Source organism: Streptomyces sp. NPDC004111, from assembly GCF_042874215.1.
Lineage (GTDB): Bacteria > Actinomycetota > Actinomycetes > Streptomycetales > Streptomycetaceae > Streptomyces.
In genome coordinates, this window is sequence record NZ_JBIAMU010000005.1 from 364,118 (window position 1) to 385,851 (window position 21,734).

17 protein-coding genes and 1 pseudogene are annotated in these 21,734 nt (G+C 73.0%); 13 read left to right on the forward strand and 5 right to left on the reverse strand.

All coding sequences use genetic code 11. The annotated features are described in order from the left end of the window. Positions 1-41: 41 nt before the first annotated feature. Entirely contained in the window at positions 42-2,066 is a 2,025-nt protein-coding gene (locus tag ACFYVL_RS13640; RefSeq protein WP_389244030.1) for a DEAD/DEAH box helicase, read from the reverse strand. A 518-nt stretch (positions 2,067-2,584) separates the two neighbouring features. Between ACFYVL_RS13640 and ACFYVL_RS13645 the strand changes: the two genes are divergently transcribed. Beyond that, on the forward strand, positions 2,585-3,343 hold the full coding sequence (locus ACFYVL_RS13645) for a ferritin-like fold-containing protein (protein WP_389244032.1): 759 nt from the start codon (positions 2,585-2,587) through the stop codon (positions 3,341-3,343). A gap of 45 nt (positions 3,344-3,388) precedes the next feature. Here the strand turns inward: ACFYVL_RS13645 and ACFYVL_RS13650 are convergent, their stop codons facing one another. The 4 genes from ACFYVL_RS13650 to ACFYVL_RS13665 form a co-directional block, all read right to left on the reverse strand. Continuing rightward, a complete protein-coding gene (locus ACFYVL_RS13650) occupies positions 3,389-3,658 on the reverse strand; it encodes a hypothetical protein (RefSeq protein ID WP_389244034.1) in 270 nt (89 codons plus the stop codon). Positions 3,659-3,917: 259 nt separating this feature from the next. Continuing rightward, the gene (locus tag ACFYVL_RS13655; RefSeq protein ID WP_389244036.1) at positions 3,918-4,145 is read right to left on the reverse strand and encodes a DUF3107 domain-containing protein; all 228 of its coding nucleotides are present in this window, start codon (positions 4,143-4,145) and stop codon (positions 3,918-3,920) included. Positions 4,146-4,341: 196 nt separating this feature from the next. Then, positions 4,342-4,983 carry a TetR/AcrR family transcriptional regulator gene (locus ACFYVL_RS13660; protein ID WP_389244038.1) on the reverse strand — a complete coding sequence of 214 codons (642 nt, stop codon included), beginning with the start codon at positions 4,981-4,983 and terminating at the stop codon, positions 4,342-4,344. Positions 4,984-5,200: 217 nt separating this feature from the next. Further along, a complete protein-coding gene (locus ACFYVL_RS13665) occupies positions 5,201-5,428 on the reverse strand; it encodes a hypothetical protein (protein WP_389244040.1) in 228 nt (75 codons plus the stop codon). 143 nt (positions 5,429-5,571) lie between these two features. Between ACFYVL_RS13665 and ACFYVL_RS13670 the strand changes: the two genes are divergently transcribed. From ACFYVL_RS13670 to moeZ, 12 genes and pseudogenes are all read left to right on the forward strand, one after another. Then, on the forward strand, positions 5,572-6,645 hold the full coding sequence (locus tag ACFYVL_RS13670; RefSeq protein ID WP_389244041.1) for an alpha/beta fold hydrolase: 1,074 nt from the start codon (positions 5,572-5,574) through the stop codon (positions 6,643-6,645). 203 nt (positions 6,646-6,848) lie between these two features. Continuing rightward, positions 6,849-8,255, forward strand: a complete 1,407-nt coding sequence (locus tag ACFYVL_RS13675; protein WP_389244043.1) for a DUF3152 domain-containing protein — start codon at positions 6,849-6,851, stop codon at positions 8,253-8,255. 89 nt (positions 8,256-8,344) lie between these two features. Further along, positions 8,345-8,443, forward strand: coding sequence for an Ms4533A family Cys-rich leader peptide (locus tag ACFYVL_RS13680; protein WP_389244045.1), 99 nt, complete (start codon positions 8,345-8,347; stop codon positions 8,441-8,443). A 193-nt stretch (positions 8,444-8,636) separates the two neighbouring features. Further along, complete coding sequence (locus ACFYVL_RS13685) at positions 8,637-10,352, forward strand: ABC transporter substrate-binding protein (protein WP_389244047.1); 1,716 nt, start codon at positions 8,637-8,639, stop codon at positions 10,350-10,352. Positions 10,353-10,354: 2 nt separating this feature from the next. After that, positions 10,355-11,362, forward strand: a complete 1,008-nt coding sequence (locus tag ACFYVL_RS13690) for an ABC transporter permease (protein WP_389244049.1) — start codon at positions 10,355-10,357, stop codon at positions 11,360-11,362. Then, a complete protein-coding gene (locus tag ACFYVL_RS13695) occupies positions 11,359-12,348 on the forward strand; it encodes an ABC transporter permease (protein ID WP_389244051.1) in 990 nt (329 codons plus the stop codon). The genes ACFYVL_RS13690 and ACFYVL_RS13695 overlap by 4 nt, the downstream gene beginning before the upstream one ends. Then, entirely contained in the window at positions 12,345-14,093 is a 1,749-nt protein-coding gene (locus ACFYVL_RS13700; RefSeq protein ID WP_389244053.1) for a dipeptide ABC transporter ATP-binding protein, read from the forward strand. Before ACFYVL_RS13695 ends, ACFYVL_RS13700 begins: the two co-directional genes overlap by 4 nt. 275 nt (positions 14,094-14,368) lie before the next feature. Further along, positions 14,369-16,093 (forward strand): annotated as a pseudogene (locus ACFYVL_RS13705) (DUF3492 domain-containing protein); the annotation flags it as partial. A gap of 1,004 nt (positions 16,094-17,097) precedes the next feature. Further along, the gene (locus ACFYVL_RS13710; protein WP_389244054.1) at positions 17,098-18,339 is read left to right on the forward strand and encodes a hypothetical protein; all 1,242 of its coding nucleotides are present in this window, start codon (positions 17,098-17,100) and stop codon (positions 18,337-18,339) included. Between the two features lie 313 nt (positions 18,340-18,652). Further along, positions 18,653-19,660: an NAD-dependent epimerase/dehydratase family protein gene (locus tag ACFYVL_RS13715; RefSeq protein ID WP_389244056.1), complete on the forward strand. Its 1,008-nt coding sequence runs from the start codon at positions 18,653-18,655 to the stop codon at positions 19,658-19,660. After that, complete coding sequence (locus ACFYVL_RS13720) at positions 19,648-20,460, forward strand: spherulation-specific family 4 protein (protein ID WP_389244058.1); 813 nt, start codon at positions 19,648-19,650, stop codon at positions 20,458-20,460. Before ACFYVL_RS13715 ends, ACFYVL_RS13720 begins: the two co-directional genes overlap by 13 nt. Positions 20,461-20,538: 78 nt before the next feature. Beyond that, positions 20,539-21,717 carry an adenylyltransferase/sulfurtransferase MoeZ gene (moeZ, locus tag ACFYVL_RS13725; protein ID WP_389244060.1) on the forward strand — a complete coding sequence of 393 codons (1,179 nt, stop codon included), beginning with the start codon at positions 20,539-20,541 and terminating at the stop codon, positions 21,715-21,717. Positions 21,718-21,734 lie beyond the last annotated feature (17 nt).

The window sequence follows — 21,734 nt, forward strand, 5'->3', positions numbered from 1 at the left end:
CTCCCCGGTGGGGGAGGACGGGGCCGCCGGTGCGCGGAGGGTCAGCTCTCCGGGGTGGTACGGCGCGGTGCGCGGCGGCGACGCGGCTTCGCGTCGGCCTCCGGCTCCGTGGCGGGCGCCGAGGCGGCGGCCGTCTTCTTGGCCGCGGTCTTGCGCGGGGCGGCCGTCCGGCGACGGGGCTGGGTCGGCTCCGGCTCCGGCATCGGTGCCATCTGGAAGTCGACCTCGGGCTCGGCGGACACCCGCGCCCGGACCGGGCGCTTCAGCCGCGGACGGGCCGGTGCCTCGACGACCTCGGGCAGCTCGGCGACCTTGGCGGTCCGCGCCGGAGCGGCCTTGCGGGTCGCGCGGGCCTTGACCGGCTTGGACGCGGCGGGCTCGACGGCCTCGGTCGCGGCCTCGACCTTGATCCTGGCCGTACGCGTGCGGGTCCGGGCGGCCTTGACCGGCGCGGCCTCGGCGGCCGGAACCTCGACGCTCTCCACGGCCTTGGCCTCGGCGACCTCGGCGGGCGCCGCGGCGGCCTTGCGGGTGCGGGTCCGGGTACGGGCCTTGGGCTCGGCCGGTGCCTCGGGCTCCGTGACGACCGGTGCCTTCGGCTCCACGACCGCCGGGGCCTCGGCGACCGCGGTGGCCGCGGTCGCCACCGGCGCGGCGGTGGCGGTGGCGGTGGAGCGGGTGCGGCGGCGACGGCGCGGCGTGCGGGGCTCCGTCGCCCCGTCGGACTCGGCCGGGGCTTCCGCCGCCGGTGCCTCGGTCGCCTCGCCGAGGTCCGAGCCGCCCCGGGTGCGGCGCCGCTGGCGCGGCGTACGCGTACGGGCCGGACGCTCCTCGGTCACCACGGCCGCCGCCGCGGTCCTGCGGCCCCGGCCGCCCGTCTCGCCCAGGTCCTCGACCTCTTCCGCGCGCAGTCCGGCGCGGGTGCGGTCGGCCCGGGGCAGTATGCCCTTCGTGCCGGCCGGGATGGAGAGGATCTCGTAGAGGTGGGGAGAGGTGGAGTACGTCTCCTCGGGCTCGTCGAAGGGCAGGTCCAGCGCCTTGTTGATGAGCTTCCAGCGCGGGATGTCGTCCCAGTCGACCAGGGTGATCGCGGTGCCGGAGGCGCCCGCGCGGCCGGTGCGGCCGACCCGGTGGAGGTAGGTCTTCTCGTCCTCGGGGGACTGGTAGTTGATGACGTGCGTCACGCCCTCGACGTCGATGCCGCGGGCGGCGACGTCGGTGCACACCAGCACGTCGACCTTGCCGTTGCGGAAGGCGCGCAGCGCCTGCTCGCGGGCGCCCTGGCCGAGGTCGCCGTGCACGGCGCCGGACGCGAAGCCGCGCCGCTCCAGCTGCTCGGCGATGTCCGCGGCGGTCCGCTTGGTGCGGCAGAAGATCATCGCGAGTCCGCGGCCCTCGGCCTGGAGGATGCGCGCGACCATCTCCGGCTTGTCCATGTTGTGCGCGCGGAACACGTGCTGCGTGATGTTCGCGACGGTCGCGCCCTCGTCGTCCGGCGCGGTGGCGCGGATGTGCGTGGGCTGCGACATGTAGCGGCGGGCCAGGCCGATGACGGCGCCGGGCATCGTCGCGGAGAAGAGCATGGTCTGCCGCTTGGCCGGCAGCATGTTCATGATCCGCTCGACGTCGGGCAGGAAGCCCAGGTCCAGCATCTCGTCGGCCTCGTCGAGGACGAGCGCGCGGATGTGGGACAGGTCGAGCTTGCGCTGACCGGCGAGGTCCAGCAGGCGGCCCGGGGTGCCGACGATGATGTCGACGCCCTTCTTGAGCGCCTCGACCTGCGGCTCGTACGCACGGCCGCCGTAGATCGCCAGCACGCGCACATTGCGCGCCTTGCCGGCCGTGAGCAGGTCGTTGGTGACCTGCTGGCACAGCTCACGGGTCGGTACGACGACCAGGGCCTGCGGCGCGTCGGTGAGCTTGTCGGGACCGCCACGGCCGGCCTCGACGTCGGCGGGGACGGTGACGCGCTCCAGCAGCGGCAGACCGAAGCCGAGGGTCTTGCCCGTACCGGTCTTGGCCTGGCCGATGACGTCGCTGCCCGAGAGCGCGACGGGGAGGGTCATCTCCTGGATGGGGAAGGGGGACGTGATGCCGACCGCCTCAAGGGCTTCGGCCGTCTCGGAAAGGATCCCGAGGTCTCGGAACGTAGTCAGGGTGCTGCCTCTTCTGTGAGACGCGACGTGAGGCGAACAACGGGGGTCGTACCGTGCCTGGGGGTTTCATCCGGCCTTGGGAGGGCCGGGTGGCGCGGGACCACTGCCATTGCTCTAGCGCTCGTGCCGCTGAGGGTTCCCTCGTCTGCGGTGATGCTTGTGCACCGCCCGCACGGAGGGCTGTCGGGTCGGAGCCGATCGGGCCACCGACCGGGCATCCTCATTCGGATGGCCTGCAAAGTTGCGTACGGACCGGAGTTCGTACGGCATGAAAGCTCAGCAAGCGCATTACCACTGTACCCCGGATTCGCGCATGTGTGTTGGGTGAATTCGTAGGAATGGTGCGGCGGCGGTGCATCCCGTGCTTGCTGACCAGGCGATCCCCGGCCCATGGCGGTCATCTGGTCCTACCGACGCGGAGCGCTATTGTGCGCTTTATGGAGACGCCTGACACCCCCGCCGAAACCCCCGCCGAGCCGACCCCCGCACCCACCGGAATCGCCGCCCAGGACTGGGCGACCGCATCCGTGGAGCCGACGTACCGCGCCGCGGTCGTGGACCTGCTCGGCGCACTCGCGTACGGCGAGCTGGCGGCCTTCGAGCGGCTCGCCGAGGACGCCAAGCTGGCGCCGACGCTGGGCGACAAGGCGGAGCTGGCGAAGATGGCGTCCGCCGAGTTCCACCACTTCGAGCGGCTGCGCGACCGGCTGTCGGCGATCGACACCGAGCCGACCGCGGCGATGGAGCCGTTCGCCAAGGCCCTCGACGACTTCCACCGGCTGACCGCCCCCTCCGACTGGCTGGAGGGCCTGGTCAAGGCGTACGTCGGCGACTCGATCGCCAGTGACTTCTACCGCGAGGTCGCCGCCCGCCTGGACACCGACACCCGCTCCCTGGTGCTCGCCGTCCTCGACGACACCGGGCACGGGAACTTCGCCGTGGAGAAGGTGCGCGCCGCCATCGAGGCCGACCCGCGGGTCGGCGGACGGCTCGCGCTGTGGGCGCGGCGGCTGATGGGCGAGGCGCTCTCGCAGGCCCAGCGCGTGGTCGCCGAGCGCGACTCGCTCTCGACGATGCTGGTGGGCGGCGTGGCGGACGGCTTCGACCTCGCGGAGGTCGGCCGGATGTTCTCCCGCATCACCGAGGCCCACACCAAGCGGATGGCCGCCCTGGGCCTGGCCGCCTAGCAGCTGCCCGGCCGGGCGGCCGGAGCGCGGCGGCGCAGCCGGGGGCTACGCCGCCGCCGACCTGCGGCGGATGCGGCCGGCGGGACGCAGCAGCAGCGAGACGGTGACGGCGCCCACCGCGACCGCGCCGAGCAGTGTGACCAGCAGATGGCCGGGGCCGACCGCCGTGTGCGTGAGCCAGGCGCCGAACAGGGCACCGAGCAGTCCCGCGGTCAGTACGTGCGGGCGCGAGGGCAGCCGGTCGGGCAGCCGGGACGCGGCGGTCCAGGCGAGCGCGAGGCCAAGGACGACGGAGCCGAGAGCTTCCCAGATCAACGCGGTTCCTTCCTGCACGGCAACGTGGGCAAATGGGTCGTAGCCCGTCTTACCCGGGGGTCGCGGAACGCAACCCTCCTCGGGCCCGCAGGCATACGAACAGACCGTGTACACCAGGCGAACGGAGACGGACGCGGGTGTGCACCGGGCGGCCACAGGGGTCCCGGAGGGGCATGCGCAAGGCCCGGCGGGATCGCTCCCGCCGGGCCTTTGAGGTGTTGCGTGCGAGGAGCCGTACGGCTCCCGCGTACCGCGCGTACTAGAGGGCGCCGAAGCCCACCCGACGCTGCGTCGGCTCGCCGATCTCCACGTAGGCGATCCGGTCCGCCGGCACCAGGACCTTGCGGCCCTTGTCGTCGTTCAGGCTGAGCAGCTGTGCCTTGCCGGCCAGCGCGTCGGCCACGGCGCGCTCGACCTCCTCGGCAGACTGCCCGCTCTCCAGAACGATCTCCCGGGGTGCGTGCTGCACGCCGATCTTGACCTCCACGGCTATGTCCCTCCGACGATCCGGTCGGCGCGGTCGCCCCGCGCCGTACGTCCAGCCACATTAGCCCGGTGAGGGGACAAGATCGGCGCTCCGGGACCACGCCGGGAGCGAACACGGCGCTCCGGGCGCTCCCGGCGACCGCTTCGGCGGCCCGTTCCCGCTGTCAGGAGCGGGTGCCGGAGCCGGGTGCCGGAAATCAGTGCTGGTCGGTGCCGTGCAGCGGGAAGCCCGCGATGCCGCGCCAGGCGAGCGAGGTGAGGAGCTGCACCGCCGTCTCGCGCGGGATGGTGCTGCCGCTGGACAGCCAGTAGCGGGCCACCACCTGCGACACCCCGCCCAGGCCCACGGCCAGCAGCATCGACTCGTCCTTGGACAGGCCGGTGTCCTCGGCGATGACCTCGCTGATCGCCTCGGCGCACTGGAGCGAGACCCGGTCCACGCGCTCGCGCACGGCCGGCTCGTTCGTCAGGTCCGACTCGAAGACCAGCCGGAACGCGCCGCCCTCGTCCTGGACGTAGGCGAAGTAGGCGTCCATGGTGGCGGCGACGCGCAGCTTGTTGTCCGTGGTCGACGCCAGGGCGGTGCGCACCGCCTGGAGCAGCGACTCGCAGTGCTGGTCCAGCAGCGCCAGGTAGAGGTCGAGCTTGCCGGGGAAGTGCTGGTAGAGCACCGGCTTGCTGACGCCCGCGCGCTCGGCGATGTCGTCCATCGCCGCCGCGTGGTAGCCCTGTGCGACGAAGACCTCCTGGGCCGCGCCCAGCAGCTGGTTGCGTCGGGCCCGGCGTGGCAGGCGGGTACCCCGTGGGCGTGCCGCCTCTGTCTGCTCCGTGGCTGTCACGCCGCCTCCCATGTCTTTCCAGTTCACGCAACCCCACCGCACGGCTGTTCCGTGTGATGTGCGCCGCGGCGGCCATCGTACTTTTGAGTAACCCGTGTGTGCGCGGTGCGGACGCAGAATTTCACGGAGCGGACACCGCGTGAAGGGCGATCCGTCCCCGCGGTGGCCGGGACCGGGCCCGGACCGGGGCGGGAAGAGGCCGGTGCGCGGCCCCGGATCAGCGGTAGTCCTCCTCGTCGACGGGGACGGTGCGGGACTGTTCCGCGGCGTCCGCCTCGTTGGCCGCGGCCGGGTCGAAGGAGGGCGGCGGGTCGTCCTGGTCCGGTGCCACGTCGGTGTGCTGTTCCGCGGTGTCCGCCTCGGGCGTCGCGTCGGGGAGCGAGGGGGGCGTCCCGGGCGGCTCGGCGTCGTAGGTGTCCGGGTCGGTGGGATCCACGTTCGTCATGGTGTTCCGCCTTTCCGGCGGGTACGCCGTCATGTGCGCGCCGCGCCTCTTTTCGAGCGTAGGAGCACCGGGGGGCGTGCGCCATGCGGTCTGTGACCGCGAACACATGAGCCCCTGCGTGATCGTCTCGTAACATTGGCGCCATGTCTTCGACCGAGCTGCCGCAAGCCGGCGCAGCCGCACCACTGCCCCTGGTCAGTGCCGTCAAGGTCGCGGAGGGGGAAGAACTGCGGTCCGTCGCCCTGCCGGGACTGGCGCTGACCGTGCGCTCGCGCCCCGCGGCCCGCTCCGGCCTGCCGCGCGCGCTGTACGTGCACGGGCTCGGCGGTTCCTCGCAGAACTGGTCCGCCCTGATGCCGCTGCTGGACGGTGCCGTCGCGAGCGAGGCGATAGATCTGCCGGGCTTCGGGGACTCCCCGCCGCCCCCGGACCGCGACTACTCGATCACCGCGCAGGCGCGGGCGGTGATCCGCTACCTCGACTCCGAGGGGAGCGGCCCCGTCCACCTCTTCGGGAACTCGATGGGCGGCGCCGTCTCCACCCGGGTCGCCGCCGTCCGCCCCGACCTGGTGCGGACACTCACGCTGATCTCGCCCGCGCTGCCGGAGATCCGGGTGCAGAAGACGGCGGTGCCCACCGCGCTGCTGGCGATCCCCGGGGTCGCGGGGCTCTTCGCGAAGCTCAGCCGGGACTGGACCGCGGAGCAGCGCACCCGCGGGGTGACCGGGCTCTGCTACGGGGACCCGGGGCGGGTCACGCCCGAGGGTTTCCGGGCCGCCGTGGACGAGATGGAGCGCAGGCTCCAGCTGCCGTACTTCTGGGACGTGATGACCCGTTCCGCGCGGGGCATCGTCGACGCCTACACTCTCGGCGGCCAGCACGGACTGTGGCGGCAGGCGGAGCGGGTGCTCGCGCCGACACTGCTGGTGTACGGCGGGCGGGACCGTCTGGTGGGGTTCCGGATGGCGCACCGGGCCTCGGCCGCGTTCCGTGATTCCCGGCTCCTGAGTCTTCCGGACGCGGGACACGTGGCGATGATGGAGTACCCCGAACTGGTGGCCGAGGCGTTCCTCGGGCTCCTGGGGGACAGTGGGACCGCGGGGAACCGGGTGACGGGCCAAACCCGTGTAACGGAAGAAAGCAGTGGCACGGGTGGGGCCTCCGTCACGGAGGCTGGCGTACGTGCAGAAATGCAGCAGACGGAAAATAGGAGCTGATCCGGCGCGTGGGACGTCATAGCCGCCGAGGTGCCGCACCGAAGGGTGCCGACGAGACCCCCGGCATACCCGGGGGCGGTGCCGGACCCACAGGTACAGCGGGGGCTTCAGGGGCTCCCGGGACTTCCGGGGCTCCCGGGAGCGGACGGCGCAGGCGGGGCGACACGGGCGCCGTTCCGCGCGTCCAGGACTCCACGGGCCCGGTGCCGCGCTTCAGCCCGCACCACCTCGCGGGCGGGCCGCAGCAGCCCCCGCAGGGCGGGCAGCAGGACCGGCCGCACGACCGGCCGCAGGTCAGGGGCGGACACCCCGAGCAGCACGAGCCGGGCGGCGGCTGGGGTACACCGGGGTACGACACCGGGTCCTTCCGCGCCGCAGGGGACACCGGTTCCTTCCGTCCCGTGGGGGACACCGGATCATTTCCCGCCGTCGGCGACACCGGCGGCGGGCGGTACGGCGACTGGGTCGGTGCGCCGCGGGGCGCGACGGCGTACGCGCCGCCGCAGGTCCGGCCGCCGGGCGGGCTCGGCGCCGGGGCGCGGGTGCCCGGACAGCGCACCGCGGGACCGCAGGCAGCGGGTCCCCGTGCTCCGCAGGCGCCCGGTGGTCCCCGGCGGGACTTCATGGAGGCGTTCGACGGCCCGCGGGACCCTGCGCAGGCACCCGGCCGGGAGCGTCCGGCGGGCCGGGACCCGTTCGACGCCGTCACCGACTGGGACGACGCGAAGGCCGTCGGCGGCGACCTCGCGGATCCGGACGGCACGGACCCGGCCGACGGCGCCGACGCGCCCCGTACCAGGCGGCACCTGGTCAGGACCGCCACCGGGGTGTCCGCCGCCGTGGTGACCGTCGCGCTGGCGGTCGTGGTGGCCGGGCAGCGCTCCGGCACGGACGCGAACCAGAAGGAGACGGCGGCGCCCGGAGTGGGGGACCGCCCGTTCGCCGACGGCGCCTCGCGCGACGAGGAACGGGCCACCCCGCAGGGCGGGGCCGCACCGGCCGCTCCGCCGACGTACGAACAGCGCATGGCGCAGAAGCTGAGGATGGCCGCCGACCAGAAGGGGCCGAACACCTTCGACACCGTTCCCGGAAAGAGCCCGGCACCGGGCAGGGGAAAGGTGTGGAAATACCGGGTGGACGTCGAGAAGGGCATGGGACTCGACGGGAAGTTCTTCGCGGACGCCGTCCAGAAGACCCTGAACGACAAAAGGAGTTGGGCCGGGGACGGCGAAATGACATTCGAGCGGGTTTCCACCGACAAGGCGGATTTCGTCGTGACGCTCGCCACTCCCGTCACCACCGACATCTGGTGCGAGAAATCCTCCCTCAATACGCTCGAACAGAATGTTTCCTGTGATTCCGCCGCCACCGAGCGCGTGATGATCAACGCATTCCGGTGGGCCGGCGGATCGCCGACCTTCGGCGACGACAAGCTCTTCGCCTACCGGCAGATGCTGATCAACCACGAGGTCGGGCACCGGCTCGGGCACAACCACAGGACCTGCGACAAGAACGGCGCGCTCGCCCCGGTGATGATGCAGCAGACCAAGACGCTCCAGACCGGCTCGGACAAGTGCAGGCCCAACCCCTGGGTGCACCCCGGGAGTTGAGGCCGCACGGCCCGCCGGTGACCAGTATGTGAGACGCCGTCTCACAAGCGGATTGACACGGGTGTGCGGGGTCGTTCATATTTCTCGGCATGTCACCCCGCCACGCAGCCGCCACCGATCGCGAAGCCATTGAGCTCGCGCTCATCGGTGTGACCGCGCACTGCGTCGCCGACATTCTCTGTAGCTGACGCCTGCCCTTCGCAGTTCTGTCCGCAGGCGCGGCAATTTCTCTGTGACCGTGACGAGGCCCTCTCGGGTCTCCTCCTCGGGTTCTCCCGGTTCGCCGGGCGCCTGCGTGTGCTCATTCTTCCTTTTCCGGGTGCGCCGTTCGCCGTGCCCGGTGTCCCGAGAGGTCCCTTCGCCGTGCGCCCTTCATCCGCCATGTCCAGACGAGCCGCAGTCATAGCCGCCGGCCTCGCCCTCACCACCCTCGCCACCGCCTGCGCGGGACCGCAGGGCGACGGTGCCGGAGCCGCGACCGGCACCGGCGGCAAGGCCGGTGCGCCCCAGCAGGGCGGCACCCTCCAGGTCCTCAACCGCAAGCCGCAGACCGACTTCGACCCCGCCCGCCTCTACACCTCCGGCGGCGGCAACGTCCCCTCCCTGGTCTTCCGTACGCTCACCACCCGCAACCGGGAGAACGGCGCCGAGGGCACCAAGGTCGTCCCCGACCTCGCCACCGACCTCGGCAGGCCCAGCAAGAACGCCACGGTGTGGACGTACACCCTCAAGGAGGGCCTCAAGTACGAGGACGGCACCCCGATCACCAGCGCCGACATCAAGTACGGCATCGAGCGCTCCTTCGCAGCCGAACTCTCCGGCGGCGCGCCCTACCTGAGGGACTGGCTGATCGGAGGATCGTCCTACGAGGGTCCCTACAAGTCGAAGAAGGGACTCGACTCGATCGAGGTCCCCGACGCCCGGACGATCGTCTTCAAGCTCAACAAGCCGGAGGGCGAGTTCCCCTACCTGGCGACCCAGACGCAGACCACGCCCGTGCCCAAGGCCAAGGACACCGGAACCAAGTACGAGGAGCACCCGCTCTCCTCCGGCCCGTACAAGGTCGTCAAGAACGAGAACGACGGCGAGCGGCTGATCCTGGAGCGCAACCCGCACTGGGACGCCAAGACGGACGAGGAGCGCAAGGCGTACCCCGACCGGATCGACGTGCGCTCCGGCCTCGACGCGTCCGTCATCAACCAGCGCCTGTCCGCGAGCGCGGGCGCGGACGCCGCGGCCGTCACCACCGACAACAACCTCGGCCCCGCCGAACTCGCCAAGGTCGGCGGCGACAAGAACCTCGCGGCCCGCGTCGGCACCGGCCACTTCGGCTACACCGACTACCTCGCCTTCAACCCCAAGGTGAAGCCGTTCGACAACCCCAAGGTGCGGCAGGCCGTCGCGTACGCCGTCGACCGCTCGTCCGTGGTCAACGCGGCGGGCGGCTCCTCGCTCGCCCTGCCCGCGACGACGAACCTGCCCCCGCAGAAGTCCTTCGGCTACGTCAAGTACGACCACTTCCCGGCGGGCGAGTCCGGCAACCCGGCCAAGGCGAAGGAGCTCCTGAAGGAGGCCGGGTACGACAAGGGCCTGACGATCACCCTCGCGCACTCCAACGCCAAGGGCGCCGAGAACGGCCCGGAGATCGCCACCGCGCTCCAGGACGCCCTCAAGAAGTCCGGCATCACCCTGGAACTCAAGGGCCTCGAGGACAACGACTACAGCGACACCGTGCACAGCGTGAAGAAGGCCCCCGGCCTCTTCCTCGCGAGCTGGGGCGCCGACTGGCCGTCCGGCGGCCCGTTCCTCGCGCCGATCTTCGACGGACGCCAGATCGTCAAGGACGGCTCCAACTACAACACCGCGCAGCTCGACGACCCCGCCGTCAACAAGGAGGTCGACGAGATCAACAAGCTGACCGATCTGTCGGCCGCCGCCGCGCGCTGGGGCGCCCTCGACAAGAAGATCGGCGAGCAGGCACTCACCGTGCCCCTGTTCCACCCGGTCTACAAGCGGCTGTTCGGCAAGGACGTCAAGAACGTCGTCATCAGCGACTGGACCGGTGTGCTGGACGTGTCGCAGGTAGCGGTCAAGTAGACATGAGCGAGGCCTTGTTGGCCCGGGAGGCGGGGGCGGCGCAGACTGCCGCCCCCGCGTCCGGGGCCCGTCAGTTCTGGCGGCGGCTGCGTGCGCAGCGGGCCGCCGTCGCCGCAGCCGTCGTGGTCGGCCTGCTGGTCGCCGTCGCGCTCGCCGCGCCCCTGCTCGCCGCGCTGGAGGGGCAGGACCCCCATTCCTTCCACCCCCAGCTCGTCGACTCGGCCGCGGGCGGCGCCCCGCTCGGGCCCTTCGGCGGGATCAGCGCCGACCACTGGCTCGGCGTGGAGCCGCAGACCGGCCGCGACCTGTTCGCCCGCGTGGTCCACGGCGCCCGGGTCTCCCTCGGCGTCGCCCTCGCCGCGACCGTCCTCCAGGTGTTCCTCGGCGTGCTCGTCGGCCTCGCCGCGGGGCTCGGCAGCCGCACCGTCGACCAGGTGCTCAGCCGGATCACCGAGGTCAACGTGGCGATGCCGCTCATGGTGATCTCCCTCGCCCTGCTCGCCGTCGTCCCCGCGGAGTTCCCGCGGCCGGTACTGATCGCACTGGTGGTCGGCGTCCTCGGCTGGGCCGGCACCTCCAAACTCGTACGGGCGCAGACCCTGATGCTCAAGTCGCTGGACTACGTGGCCGCGGCCCGGCTCAGCGGCTGGGGCAACTGGCGGATCGCCCGGCGCGAGCTGCTGCCCTCGCTCGCCGCACCCGTCCTCACCTACACGGCGCTGCTGCTGCCGCAGAACATCGTCGTCGAGGCCGCCCTGTCCTTCCTGGGCATCGGCATCAAACCGCCCACGCCCTCCTGGGGACAGATGCTCACCGACGCCGACGTCTGGTACCAGGCGGCGCCCTCCTACCTGCTGATCCCCGCCGCCCTGCTGTTCGTCACGGTCCTCGCGCTGACGGTGCTCGGCGAGGGCGTGCGCACGGCGCTCGACCCGCGCGCACGGTCCCGGCTGGGCACCTCCGCCCGCACCCGCGGCCCGTTCCGCCGCAGGAAGGGAGCAGCCCGATGACCGGCTTCCTGCTGCGCAGGCTCGGCGGAGCGCTCTTCGTGCTCTGGGCACTGAGCGTGCTGCTCTACCTGGTCTTCTACGTCGCTCCCGGCGACGTCGCGCAGATCGCCTGCGGTCCGCGCTGCTCGCCCGTGCAAGTGGCCCAGGTGCGCGACCAGCTGCGGCTGGACGACCCGCTGTGGGTGCAGTACGCGCACTTCGTGCAGGGCATCTTCGCCGGCCGTGACTACTCCTCCGGTACCGGAGTGCTGCACTGCGACGCGCCGTGCCTGGGACTCTCGTACCAGAGCGACCAGCAGGTCACCCAGCTCATCCTCGCCAAGCTCCCGGTCACCGGGTCGCTGGTGGTCGGTGCGCTGGTGCTGTGGCTGCTGCTCGGCGTCGGCACCGGCGTGCTGTCCGTGTGGCGGCGCGGGCGGCCCACTGAGCGGGTGCTGACCTGGCTCACCCTCGCCGGCACGGCCACACCCGTGTTCGTGATCGGACTGCTGCTGATCATCGCGTTCTGCTCGACCCTCCAGTGGCTGCCCTTCCCGACGTACGTGCCCTTCGCCGAGAACCCCGAGCAGTGGGCGTGGAACCTGCTGCTGCCCTGGGTGTCGCTGGCCGCCATCGAGTCCGCCAAATACGCGCGGCTGACCAGGAGTTCCATGCTGGAGACGCTCGCCGAGGACCATGTGCGGACCTTCCGCGCCTACGGGGTGGGCGAGCGCGCGCTCGTCGGGCGGCACGCGCTGCGCGGCGCGCTCGCACCCGTGATCACGCTGAGCGCGATGGACGTCGGATCGATGTTCGGCGGCGCGGTGCTCACCGAGTCGCTGTTCGGACTGCCCGGACTCGGGCGGGAGTTGGTGGAAGCGGTGAAGGTGGTCGATCTGCCCGTCGTGGTCGGCATGGTGCTTGTCACGGGATTCTTCGTGGTGCTCGCCAACGCCCTCGCGGACGTGCTGCACGCCCTGGCCGACCGGCGGGTGGTGCTGGCATGAGCGAGCACCTCGTGGAGGTCTCCAGCCTCTCGGTGACCTTCCCCGGCGAGGGCGCCTCGGACGGCGTCGCGGCCGTGCGGGACCTGTCGTTCACCCTCCCCAGGGGCGGCGCGCTCGCCCTGGTCGGCGAGTCCGGCTCCGGCAAGAGCGCCACCGCCTCCGCCCTGCTCGGGCTGCACCGGGGGAGCGGAGCGCGGGTCGAGGGCCTGGTGCGGGTCGCCGGAGTGGACGTCACCGCGGCCACCGAGGCCGAACTCAGGGCACTGCGCGGGGCGCGGGCCGCCATGGTCTTCCAGGACCCGCTCTCCTCCCTGGACCCGTACTACGCCGTCGGCGACCAGATCGCCGAAGTCCTGCGGGTGCACCGCAAAGTGACCCGGCGGGCCGCCCGCGCGCGGGCCGTCGAGGCACTGGACCGGGTGGGCATCCCGGACGCGGCACGCAGGTCCCGCGCCCGGCCGCACGAGTTCAGCGGCGGCATGCGGCAGCGGACCCTGATCGCCATGGCCCTCGCCTGCGCACCCGAACTGCTCATCGCCGACGAGCCCACCACCGCCCTCGACGTCACCGTGCAGGCCCAGATCCTGGACCTGCTGCACACGCTGCGCCGCGAGGAGGGCATGGGCCTGCTCCTGGTCACCCACGACGTGGGAGTGGCCGCCGAGAGCGTCGAGGACGTCCTGGTGATGCGGGACGGACGGGCGGTGGAGCGCGGCCCGGCGGCCGAGGTGCTGGCCGCGCCCCGGGACACGTACACCAAGGCGCTCCTGGAGGCCGTGCCCCGGCTGGACGGGCCGCTGAAGCGGCCCGCGGGGCGCGCCACGGGTACGGCCGGGACGGGCGGGCCCGTGGCGGACGGCTCCGCGGCGGGTGTGCGGGAGGCCGGCGAACCGCTGCTCGAAGCCGTCTCGCTGCGGCGGGAGTTCGGGCGTGGCGCGAAGGCCGTGACCGCCGTCGACGACGTGTCGCTGACCGTGCGCCGGGGCGAGACCCTCGGCATCGTCGGCGAGAGCGGCAGCGGCAAGACCACGCTCGGGCGGATGCTCGTGCGTCTGCTGGAGCCCACCTCGGGCCAACTCCGTTACGGGGGTACGGAGAACGGCCCGGGGCGGGCGTCCGGCGCGCGGCGAGGCCCCGGCGCACGGCGCGGTCCCGGCGGTCGGGGCGGGGACGGCGGCCTTGGGGTGCAGATGGTCTTCCAGGACCCGGTGGCCTCCCTCAACCCGCGCCGCAGCATCGGCGAGTCCATCGCCGACCCGCTGCGCGCCGCGGGCGAACGGGACGAACGGGTGCTCCGCGCGCGCGTGCGGGAACTCCTGGAGCGCGTCGGGCTCGACCCCGACCGCTACGACCGCTACCCGCACGAGTTCAGCGGCGGCCAGCGCCAGCGCGTCGGCATCGCCCGCGCGCTTGCCCCGTCGCCGCAGCTCGTGGTCTGCGACGAACCGGTCTCCGCCCTGGACGTCACCACGCAGGCGCAGGTGATCGAGCTGCTGGGCGAGCTGCAGCGCGACCTGGGGCTCTCGCTGGTCTTCGTGGCACACGACCTGGCCGTCGTGCGGCAGGTGAGCGATCGGATCGTGGTCATGAAGGACGGGAGGATTGTTGAACAAGGTGACGTGAGTCAGGTCTACGATTCACCCGCCGACCCGTACACCCAGCAGCTCCTGGCCGCCGTCCCCACCCTCGACCCGGTGCTGGCAGCCGTCCGCAGGGCGGCCCGCAAGGAGCTGGTGGACGCCTGACGGACCGCGCGGTGCGGGCCGGCGGCGAGCCGCCCGTACCCGCGCGGTGCGGGGACGCGCGACGCACGCGCGCGTGGCGCGAGTTCTAGCACGCGTACGTCCCTCTCTAGCGCGAGAGAACGCGGGCCACGCCCGAAAGTTACGACTGTTCACCCCTTCCGGTGGTGCGATGGACAACCGTCCGTCGCACCACCGGCATGTCCGCATACGGTCGGTCCCGCTGCGAGTCGCCGGTACAACGGCGGCTGCCCACAAGGGAGATCGGGGGTGTACACGTGCGGATCGGACTGCTGACGGAGGGTGGCTACCCGTATGCGACCGGTGAGTCCAGATACTGGTGCGACCGTCTTGTGCGCGGGCTCGCGCGGCACGAGTTCGACATCTATGCCCTGAGCCGCAGCGCGGACCAGGAGGAACAGGGCTGGCTTGAGCTGCCGCCCCAGGTCCACCGGGTGCGTACGGCCGCGCTGTGGTCCTCGGAGACGGAGTTCAGGACCGCCCACGGACGGCTCGACGGCCGGAGCGGCGGGCGCGGCTACGGGCGCCGCGAGCGGCGCCGGTTCGACACCCACTTCGGGGAGCTGGTCGGGGCCGTCTGCAGCGCCGACGGGGACCGCCGGGGAGCGGCGGCGGAGCGTTTCTGCAACGGCCTGTACGGGCTGGCCGAACTCGCCCGCGAGAAGGGCGGACTGCACACCGCCCTGCGCTCGGAACGCGCCGTGCGGGCACTGGAGAGCGCCTGCCGCGCACCCGGCGCACCCCGCGTCGTGCAGACCGCCAAGGTCAACGACTACCTCGTCTTCGCCGACCTGCTGGAGCGCGCCCTGCGCCCGCTCTCCCTCGACTGGTACGACGCGGGCGAGGGCGGCCTCGGGGACGTCGACCTCTGCCACGCCGCGTCCGGGGGCGCGGCGGCACTGCCCGGACTGCTGGCCAAGCGGTTCTTCGGCGTACCGCTGCTGGTCACCGAGTACGGCGTACAACTGCGGGCGCACTACCTCGCCGCGCAGGAGGCCGAGCTGAACGCGCCCGTGCGGACGCTGCTCGCCGCCCTCCAGGGGCTGCTCGCCGCCGAGGTGTACGCCCAGGCCGCCGTGATCACCCCCGGCAACGCGCACGCCCGCCGCTGGCAGGAGCGCTGCGGCGCCGACCGGGCCAAGCTGCGCACCGTGTACCCGGGGATGGAGTCAGCGCGGTTCGCCGAGGTCGGCGAGGCCGACGGGGCGGGCGCGGACGGCACGCTGGTCTGGGTCGGCCGGGTGGAGCCCAGCAAGGACCTGGTCGCGCTGCTGCACGCGTTCGCGGAGGTGCGCAAGGGCGAGCCGGACGCCCGGCTGCGGATCATCGCCGCGCCGGTCGCGGACGAGGACGAGGTGGGCGCCGGCTATCTGGCGCACTGCCGGGCGCTGGCCCACCACCTGTTCCCCGACGAGGCGCGCGGGGCGTACGAGGAGGGCGAGAGCCCAGTCCGGTTCGAGGAGATCGGCGGACCCGGCGCCCCCGGACTGGCGGACGCGTACGCGGCGGGCTCGGTGGTGGTGCTCTCCAGCGTGGTCGAGGGCTTCCCGATCGGGCTGGTCGAGGCGATGTTCTGCGGCCGGGCGACCGTCTCGACCGATGTGGGAGCGGTGGTCGAGGTGATCGGCGGTACGGGGCTGGTGGTCCCGCCGCGCAATCCGCGCGCGCTCGCCGACGCCTGCCTGGCACTGCTGCGGGACCCGGAGCGCAGGGAACGGCTGGGCGCCGCGGGGCGTGCGCGGGCGCTCGAACTCTTCACTGTGGAGCAGAATCTCGCGGCATTTCGCGGCATTTACCTGGAACTGGTTTCACGCTGCCCGGTACGGCGCGAGGCCCTGGACGGCGACCCCCTGCCGTTCGAACTGGCGGCGGAGGCGTACGTGCCGGGCGCGTGGACGGTGGGGGGCGCGGGGGCTGGAGCGAATGCGGTGGCTGGCGTGGGCGCGGTGGGCGGCGCGGGCGTCGGTGCGGGTGCGGGGGCCGGGGCGGACGTGGGTTTTGGGGCGGGGCTGTCGGAACACGGTGCCGTGGTGGGTGCCTCGGTGGGCTCGTCGGACCACGGTGCGGTGCTGGCGGCCGGGGCCACGGTGGAGATGGCGGTGGTGGGGCGGGCCGGTGGGCCGGTGGAGAGCGGCGGACCGGTGGGGGCCGGTGTTTCGGCGAGCGGCGGCGGTTCGGTGGGGGCCGACGGGCTGAGGGGGCCCGGCATGACGTACGAGCCCGGTATGACGTACGAGCCCGGCCTGACATCAGCGGCAGACGTGACGGTGGCGACCGGAGTGACGGTGGCGACCGGAGTGACAGCGGCGACCGCTGCGACGGCAGCGGTCGGTGCGGCGGGCCAGACCGAGGTGGCTGTGGAGTTCGGTGCGGCCATGGGGTCCGGCGGGACGGCGAGGACTGGTGCGGTCGTGGGGTCCGGCGGGGCGGCGAGGACTGGTGCGGCCATGGGGCCTGGCGGGACGGTGCGGGCCGGTGAGGTCGCGGGGGCGGGCGGGGCTGCCGGGACCGGTGCGGACATGGAGACCGGTGCGCCCGGGGAGGCGGCCGGGGCCGCAGGGGGCGGTGTGTTCCTGGAGGTGGGGGCCGGGGCGGGCGCGGACGTGGTGGGTCCCGCCGTGGGTGTCGCGGCGGCTTCCGTCCTCGCCGACCCCACGGGCGCCGACGCGGCGGCCCTCCCGCCGCCCGGCGTCGCCGAGCGTGCGCCCGCCGGGGCCGCGTACGAACACGACGAGAGCGGGCGGACCGCGGCGGTCGGCACCCTCACGGTGCTGGTCGACCGCGCGCCCGAACTCCCGCTGCCGGACCACCTGTCCGGCCTGGGGGAGCGGATGACCGGTCTGGAGTGGCGCGTCGCGGGACTGGGCGAACGGCTCTCCGGGCTGGATGCGCGGATGTCCGGTCTGGAGGGACGCGTGGCGGCCGAGGTCGCCGCCGCACGCCGCCCGCCCGGCGACGACACGGATTCAGTACGGGAGACACGTCCATGACCACGCAGACAGCAGACCCGACGGGCATGGCCCACACCCCGGCCCACGGCACGCGGCAGATCGCCGACCAGGGTGTCCGTACCCCGGCCCACGGCACGCGGCAGACCGCCGACCACGAGGCCCGTACGCCGGGCCCCGGCACGCGGCGGATCGCCGACCAGGAAGCCCGTACCCCGGGCCCCGCCAGGACCGGCCCCGCCGACCCCGTCCGGGTGCTCATGCACCGCCACCGCGAACTGTGCGAACGGGCCGTCGACCCCCTGGAGATCGCCGCCGGACTCGAAGCGCACGGGGTCACCGACCGTACCGCCGCCCGCTTCCGGCACCGGGACGTCTTCTCGCTCGCCGAGGAGCTCTACGCGCGCGTGCCACGGGCGGACGAGGACGAGACCCGTGCGCCCGCACCCGAACTCCCCGCCCGCGACGGCACACTGCCGACCGCCTGGGCCGCGTACGCACTGCTGCCCGGCGCCCTGTGCGCCCTCACCCTGCTCGGCGCGAGTCACGCGACGGGCGGGGTGCGGATCGCCGTGATCGCCCTCGGGACGCTCGCCGCCACGGCCGCGCTCCTGCTGTGCCTGCGCCACGGACCGCTGCGCGCCGAGGGGTACGCGCCCTGGACGCGCACCGGCTGGCTGCTGCTGTACGCGGTCCTCGGCGACGGCGCGGTGGGCCGGCTGCTCGGCGAGGGCCCGCTCTGGGCGCCCGCGCCCGCCGCGCTGGTCGGCCTGGCGGCGGCCGTCGCCCCCGCCGCCTGGTGCGCGCGGCTGCTGACCGTCCAGGCGCACCGCAGACTCACCGTGAGCCGGGGCACCGAGGACTTCGGCGCCGCCGTCCGGCCGCTGCTGTTCGGCGTCTTCGGGCTGTACGCCGTCGCGCTGACCCTCCTGCTGTACGGGGCCGCCGGGCTCGGCTTCGGCGGGAGCTTCGCGCTCTCCGCCCTCGCCGTCGGTGCGCTCCTCTTCCTGGCCAGACTGCTCGCCGTGCACGGCCTGCCCGAGGCGGGTTCCACCGGACTCACCTTCGCCTGCGCCGTCGAGGTCACCGTCCTCGGCTGCCTGCTGGCCTCCCGGCTGCCCGGCTGCGAGGTCCTGGCCGAGCCGGTGCGGACCGTCGTACGGCACTGGGGAGCGGGCGCCGTGCCCACCCTCGCCTGCGGAGCCGCCGCGCTGGGGCTCCTGTGCCACGCGGCGGTCGCGCTGTCCCGGGCCTCGGCCCACGCGGGGCGGCGCGACTGACCCGCCGGGGCCCGTGCGGTCCGGCCCGTCCGGCGCCCCGCCCTCCGGTACCGGCCGGCCCTCCTCAGCCCTCCTCCACGCTTCGGGACTTTGTCCTTTTGTCCTGACAAGAACCCCGGTTGCCGCGAAGCCGACGTCGCGACCGCCGGTGCACCACCCCTGTCCCTGTCCCCGACGACGCACCACCGCAGCACCACGTACCACCCGCACCACCGCAGCACCCGTACAACACCCAAGGAGAACGTCACATGACCCCCCTACCCCCTCTTTCCGTGCAGCCCGTGCGCGTCCGTCGGCACCGAGGGGACGCACGATGAGGGTTCTGCTGCTCGGCGCCAACGGATACCTCGGCCGCTTCGTCGCGGACCGTCTCCTCGCCGACCCCGCCGTCCAGCTCACCGCCCTCGGGCGGGGCGACGACGCGGACGTACGGTTCGACCTGGCCACCGGCAGTCCCGGAGCGCTCACCCGCTTCCTGGACGCCGTCCACCCCGGGGTCGTCGTCAACTGCGCCGGGGCCACCCGGGGCGGCGCCCGCGACCTCACCCGGCACAACACCGTCGCCGTCGCCACCGTCTGCGAGGCGCTCCGGCGCAGCGGCTGCGGGGCCCGGCTCGTCCAGCTCGGCTGCGCCGCCGAGTACGGGCCCTCGCAGCCCGGCTCGTCGACGGCGGAGGACGCCGTGCCGCGCCCCGGCGGCCCGTACGGCGTCAGCAAGCTGGCGGCCACCGAACTCGTCCTCGGCTCCGGCCTGGACGCGGTGGTCCTGCGGGTGTTCTCGCCGGTCGGCCCCGGCACCCCGGCCGGCTCACCGCTCGGCAGGCTCGCCGAGGCGATGCGCCGCGCCATGCAGTCCGGCGACGGCGAACTGAAGCTCAGCGGCCTCGGGGTGCAACGCGACTTCGTCGACGTGCGGGACGTGGCACGGGCCGTGCACGCGGCCTCGCTGTCGGCCGCGCAGGGCGTCGTCAACATCGGTACCGGGCGCGCGGTCCGGCTGCGCGACGCCGCCGCCGTCCTCGCCCGGGTCGCCGGATACGGCGGCGCGCTGCACGAACTGGACGCCCCCAGCGGCTACTCCAGCTCCGCCGCCGCCAGCGCGGCCGTCCGCAACGGCGGCGTGCCGACGATCGGCGCGCCCCGCTCCCCGGACTCCCTGACCGAGCACCTGGGAGCGGCCCCGTTCCCCTACCCGGACGGCTGCGGCAGCTGGCAGCAGGCCGATGTGCGCACCGCCCGCGACCGGCTCGGCTGGCGGCCCCGGATCAACCTGGAGGAATCCCTCGCGGACATCTGGATGGAGGCGGCGTGCCGCATCTGACCACGTCCGGTGCCGTCCGCCCCGCCATAGGGGCGGACCGGCTCGGGATCGGCGTCCCGGGTTATGCGCACCCGCTGCTCGCACCGGTGGAATGGGCCGAACTGCTCCGGTTCTCCCGGCTGTACGCGGCCGGGCCCGGTCACGCGGCCCCGCTGCACTGGACCGTGCTCAACGTCGCGGACGGGCCCGGCGCCCGCCCCGACCCGCACTGCCTGGAAGCCGTGGGACGGCTGCGCAACGCGGGGCTCAGGGTGCTCGGACACCTCGACATGACGTACGGGGCCCGGGAGTTCGGCGAGCTGGTCACGGACGCCCAGCGCCACCTGGACTGGTACCACGTCGACGGCTTCTACCTGGACCGCTGTCCGGGCGAACGGGAGGAGCTGGCGGAGACCCGGCGGCTCACCGAGACGCTGCGGACGATGTTCCACGGCACGGACGCCCTCGACGGCGGCAGGCTCGTCCTCGGGCACGGCACCCATCCGTACGCCGGATACGCGGAGAGCGCCGACCAGTTGGTGACCTTCTCCGGGCCGTGGACCGACTACCGCTGGTCCCAGGCGGCCCCGTGGACGGCCGCCCACCCGGCGTCCAGGTTCTGCCACCTGGTGCACGGGGTGCCGCGCACGCATCTGGACGAAGCCCTGCGGATCGCCCGCTGGCAGGGCGCCGGAACGATCTGGTTCACGGACCGGACGGACCGGGACAGGGCGGGTGACCAGGTGGGCAGCCCCTGGGAGGGGTTGCCCGGCTACTGGGACGAAATCGTCTCGCGGATCGGACCTGGTGTCTCGGAATGAGAAGGGGCGTGGCAGTGTTACGAGACATAACCAGCCTCTTGAAGCCCCCGCACGAGCGGGGATGACCCTGGAGTTTTCGTGTCGCTGCCACCCCTGGTCGAGCCGGCTGCCGAGCTCACCGTTGACGAGGTCCGTCGGTACTCCCGCCACCTGATCATCCCGGACGTCGGGATGGACGGGCAGAAGCGCCTGAAGAACGCCAAGGTGCTCGCCGTGGGCGCCGGCGGCCTCGGGTCTCCCGCTCTGATGTACCTGGCCGCCGCCGGAGTCGGCACGCTCGGCATCGTCGAGTTCGACGAGGTCGACGAATCGAATCTGCAGCGCCAGATCATTCACAGCCAGGCCGACATCGGCCGCTCGAAGGCCGAGTCCGCCAAGGACTCGGTCCTCGGTATCAACCCGTATGTGAACGTCGTCCTGCACGAAGAGCGGCTCGAAGCCGAGAACGTGATGGACATCTTCTCCCAGTACGACCTGATCGTCGACGGTACGGACAACTTCGCCACGCGCTACCTCGTGAACGACGCGTGCGTGCTGCTGAACAAGCCGTACGTCTGGGGCTCGATCTACCGCTTCGACGGCCAGGCCTCCGTCTTCTGGTCCGAGCACGGCCCCTGCTACCGCTGCCTCTACCCGGAGCCCCCGCCGCCGGGCATGGTCCCCAGCTGCGCCGAGGGCGGCGTGCTCGGCGTGCTCTGCGCGTCCATCGGCTCCATCCAGGTCACCGAGGCCATCAAGGTCCTGACCGGCGTGGGCGACCCGCTGGTCGGCCGCCTGATGATCTACGATGCCCTGGAGATGCAGTACCGCCAGGTCAAGGTGCGCAAGGACCCCGACTGCGCGGTCTGCGGCGACAACCCGACCGTCACCGAGCTGATCGACTACGAGGCCTTCTGCGGCGTCGTGTCCGAGGAGGCCCAGGAGGCGGCGGCCGGCTCGACGATCACTCCGGCGCAGCTCAAGGAGTGGATCGACGCCGACGAGAAGATCGAGATCATCGACGTCCGCGAGCCCAACGAGTACGAGATCGTCTCGATCCCGGGCGCCAAGCTGATCCCCAAGAACGAGTTCCTCATGGGCACCGCCCTGGAGAGCCTGCCGCAGGACAAGAAGATCGTCCTGCACTGCAAGACGGGTGTCCGCAGTGCGGAGGTCCTCGCGGTCCTGAAGTCGGCGGGCTTCGCCGACGCCGTGCACGTCGGCGGCGGTGTGATCGGCTGGGTCCACCAGATCGAGCCGGAGAAGCCGGTCTACTAGACCCCACGCGCTTCCAC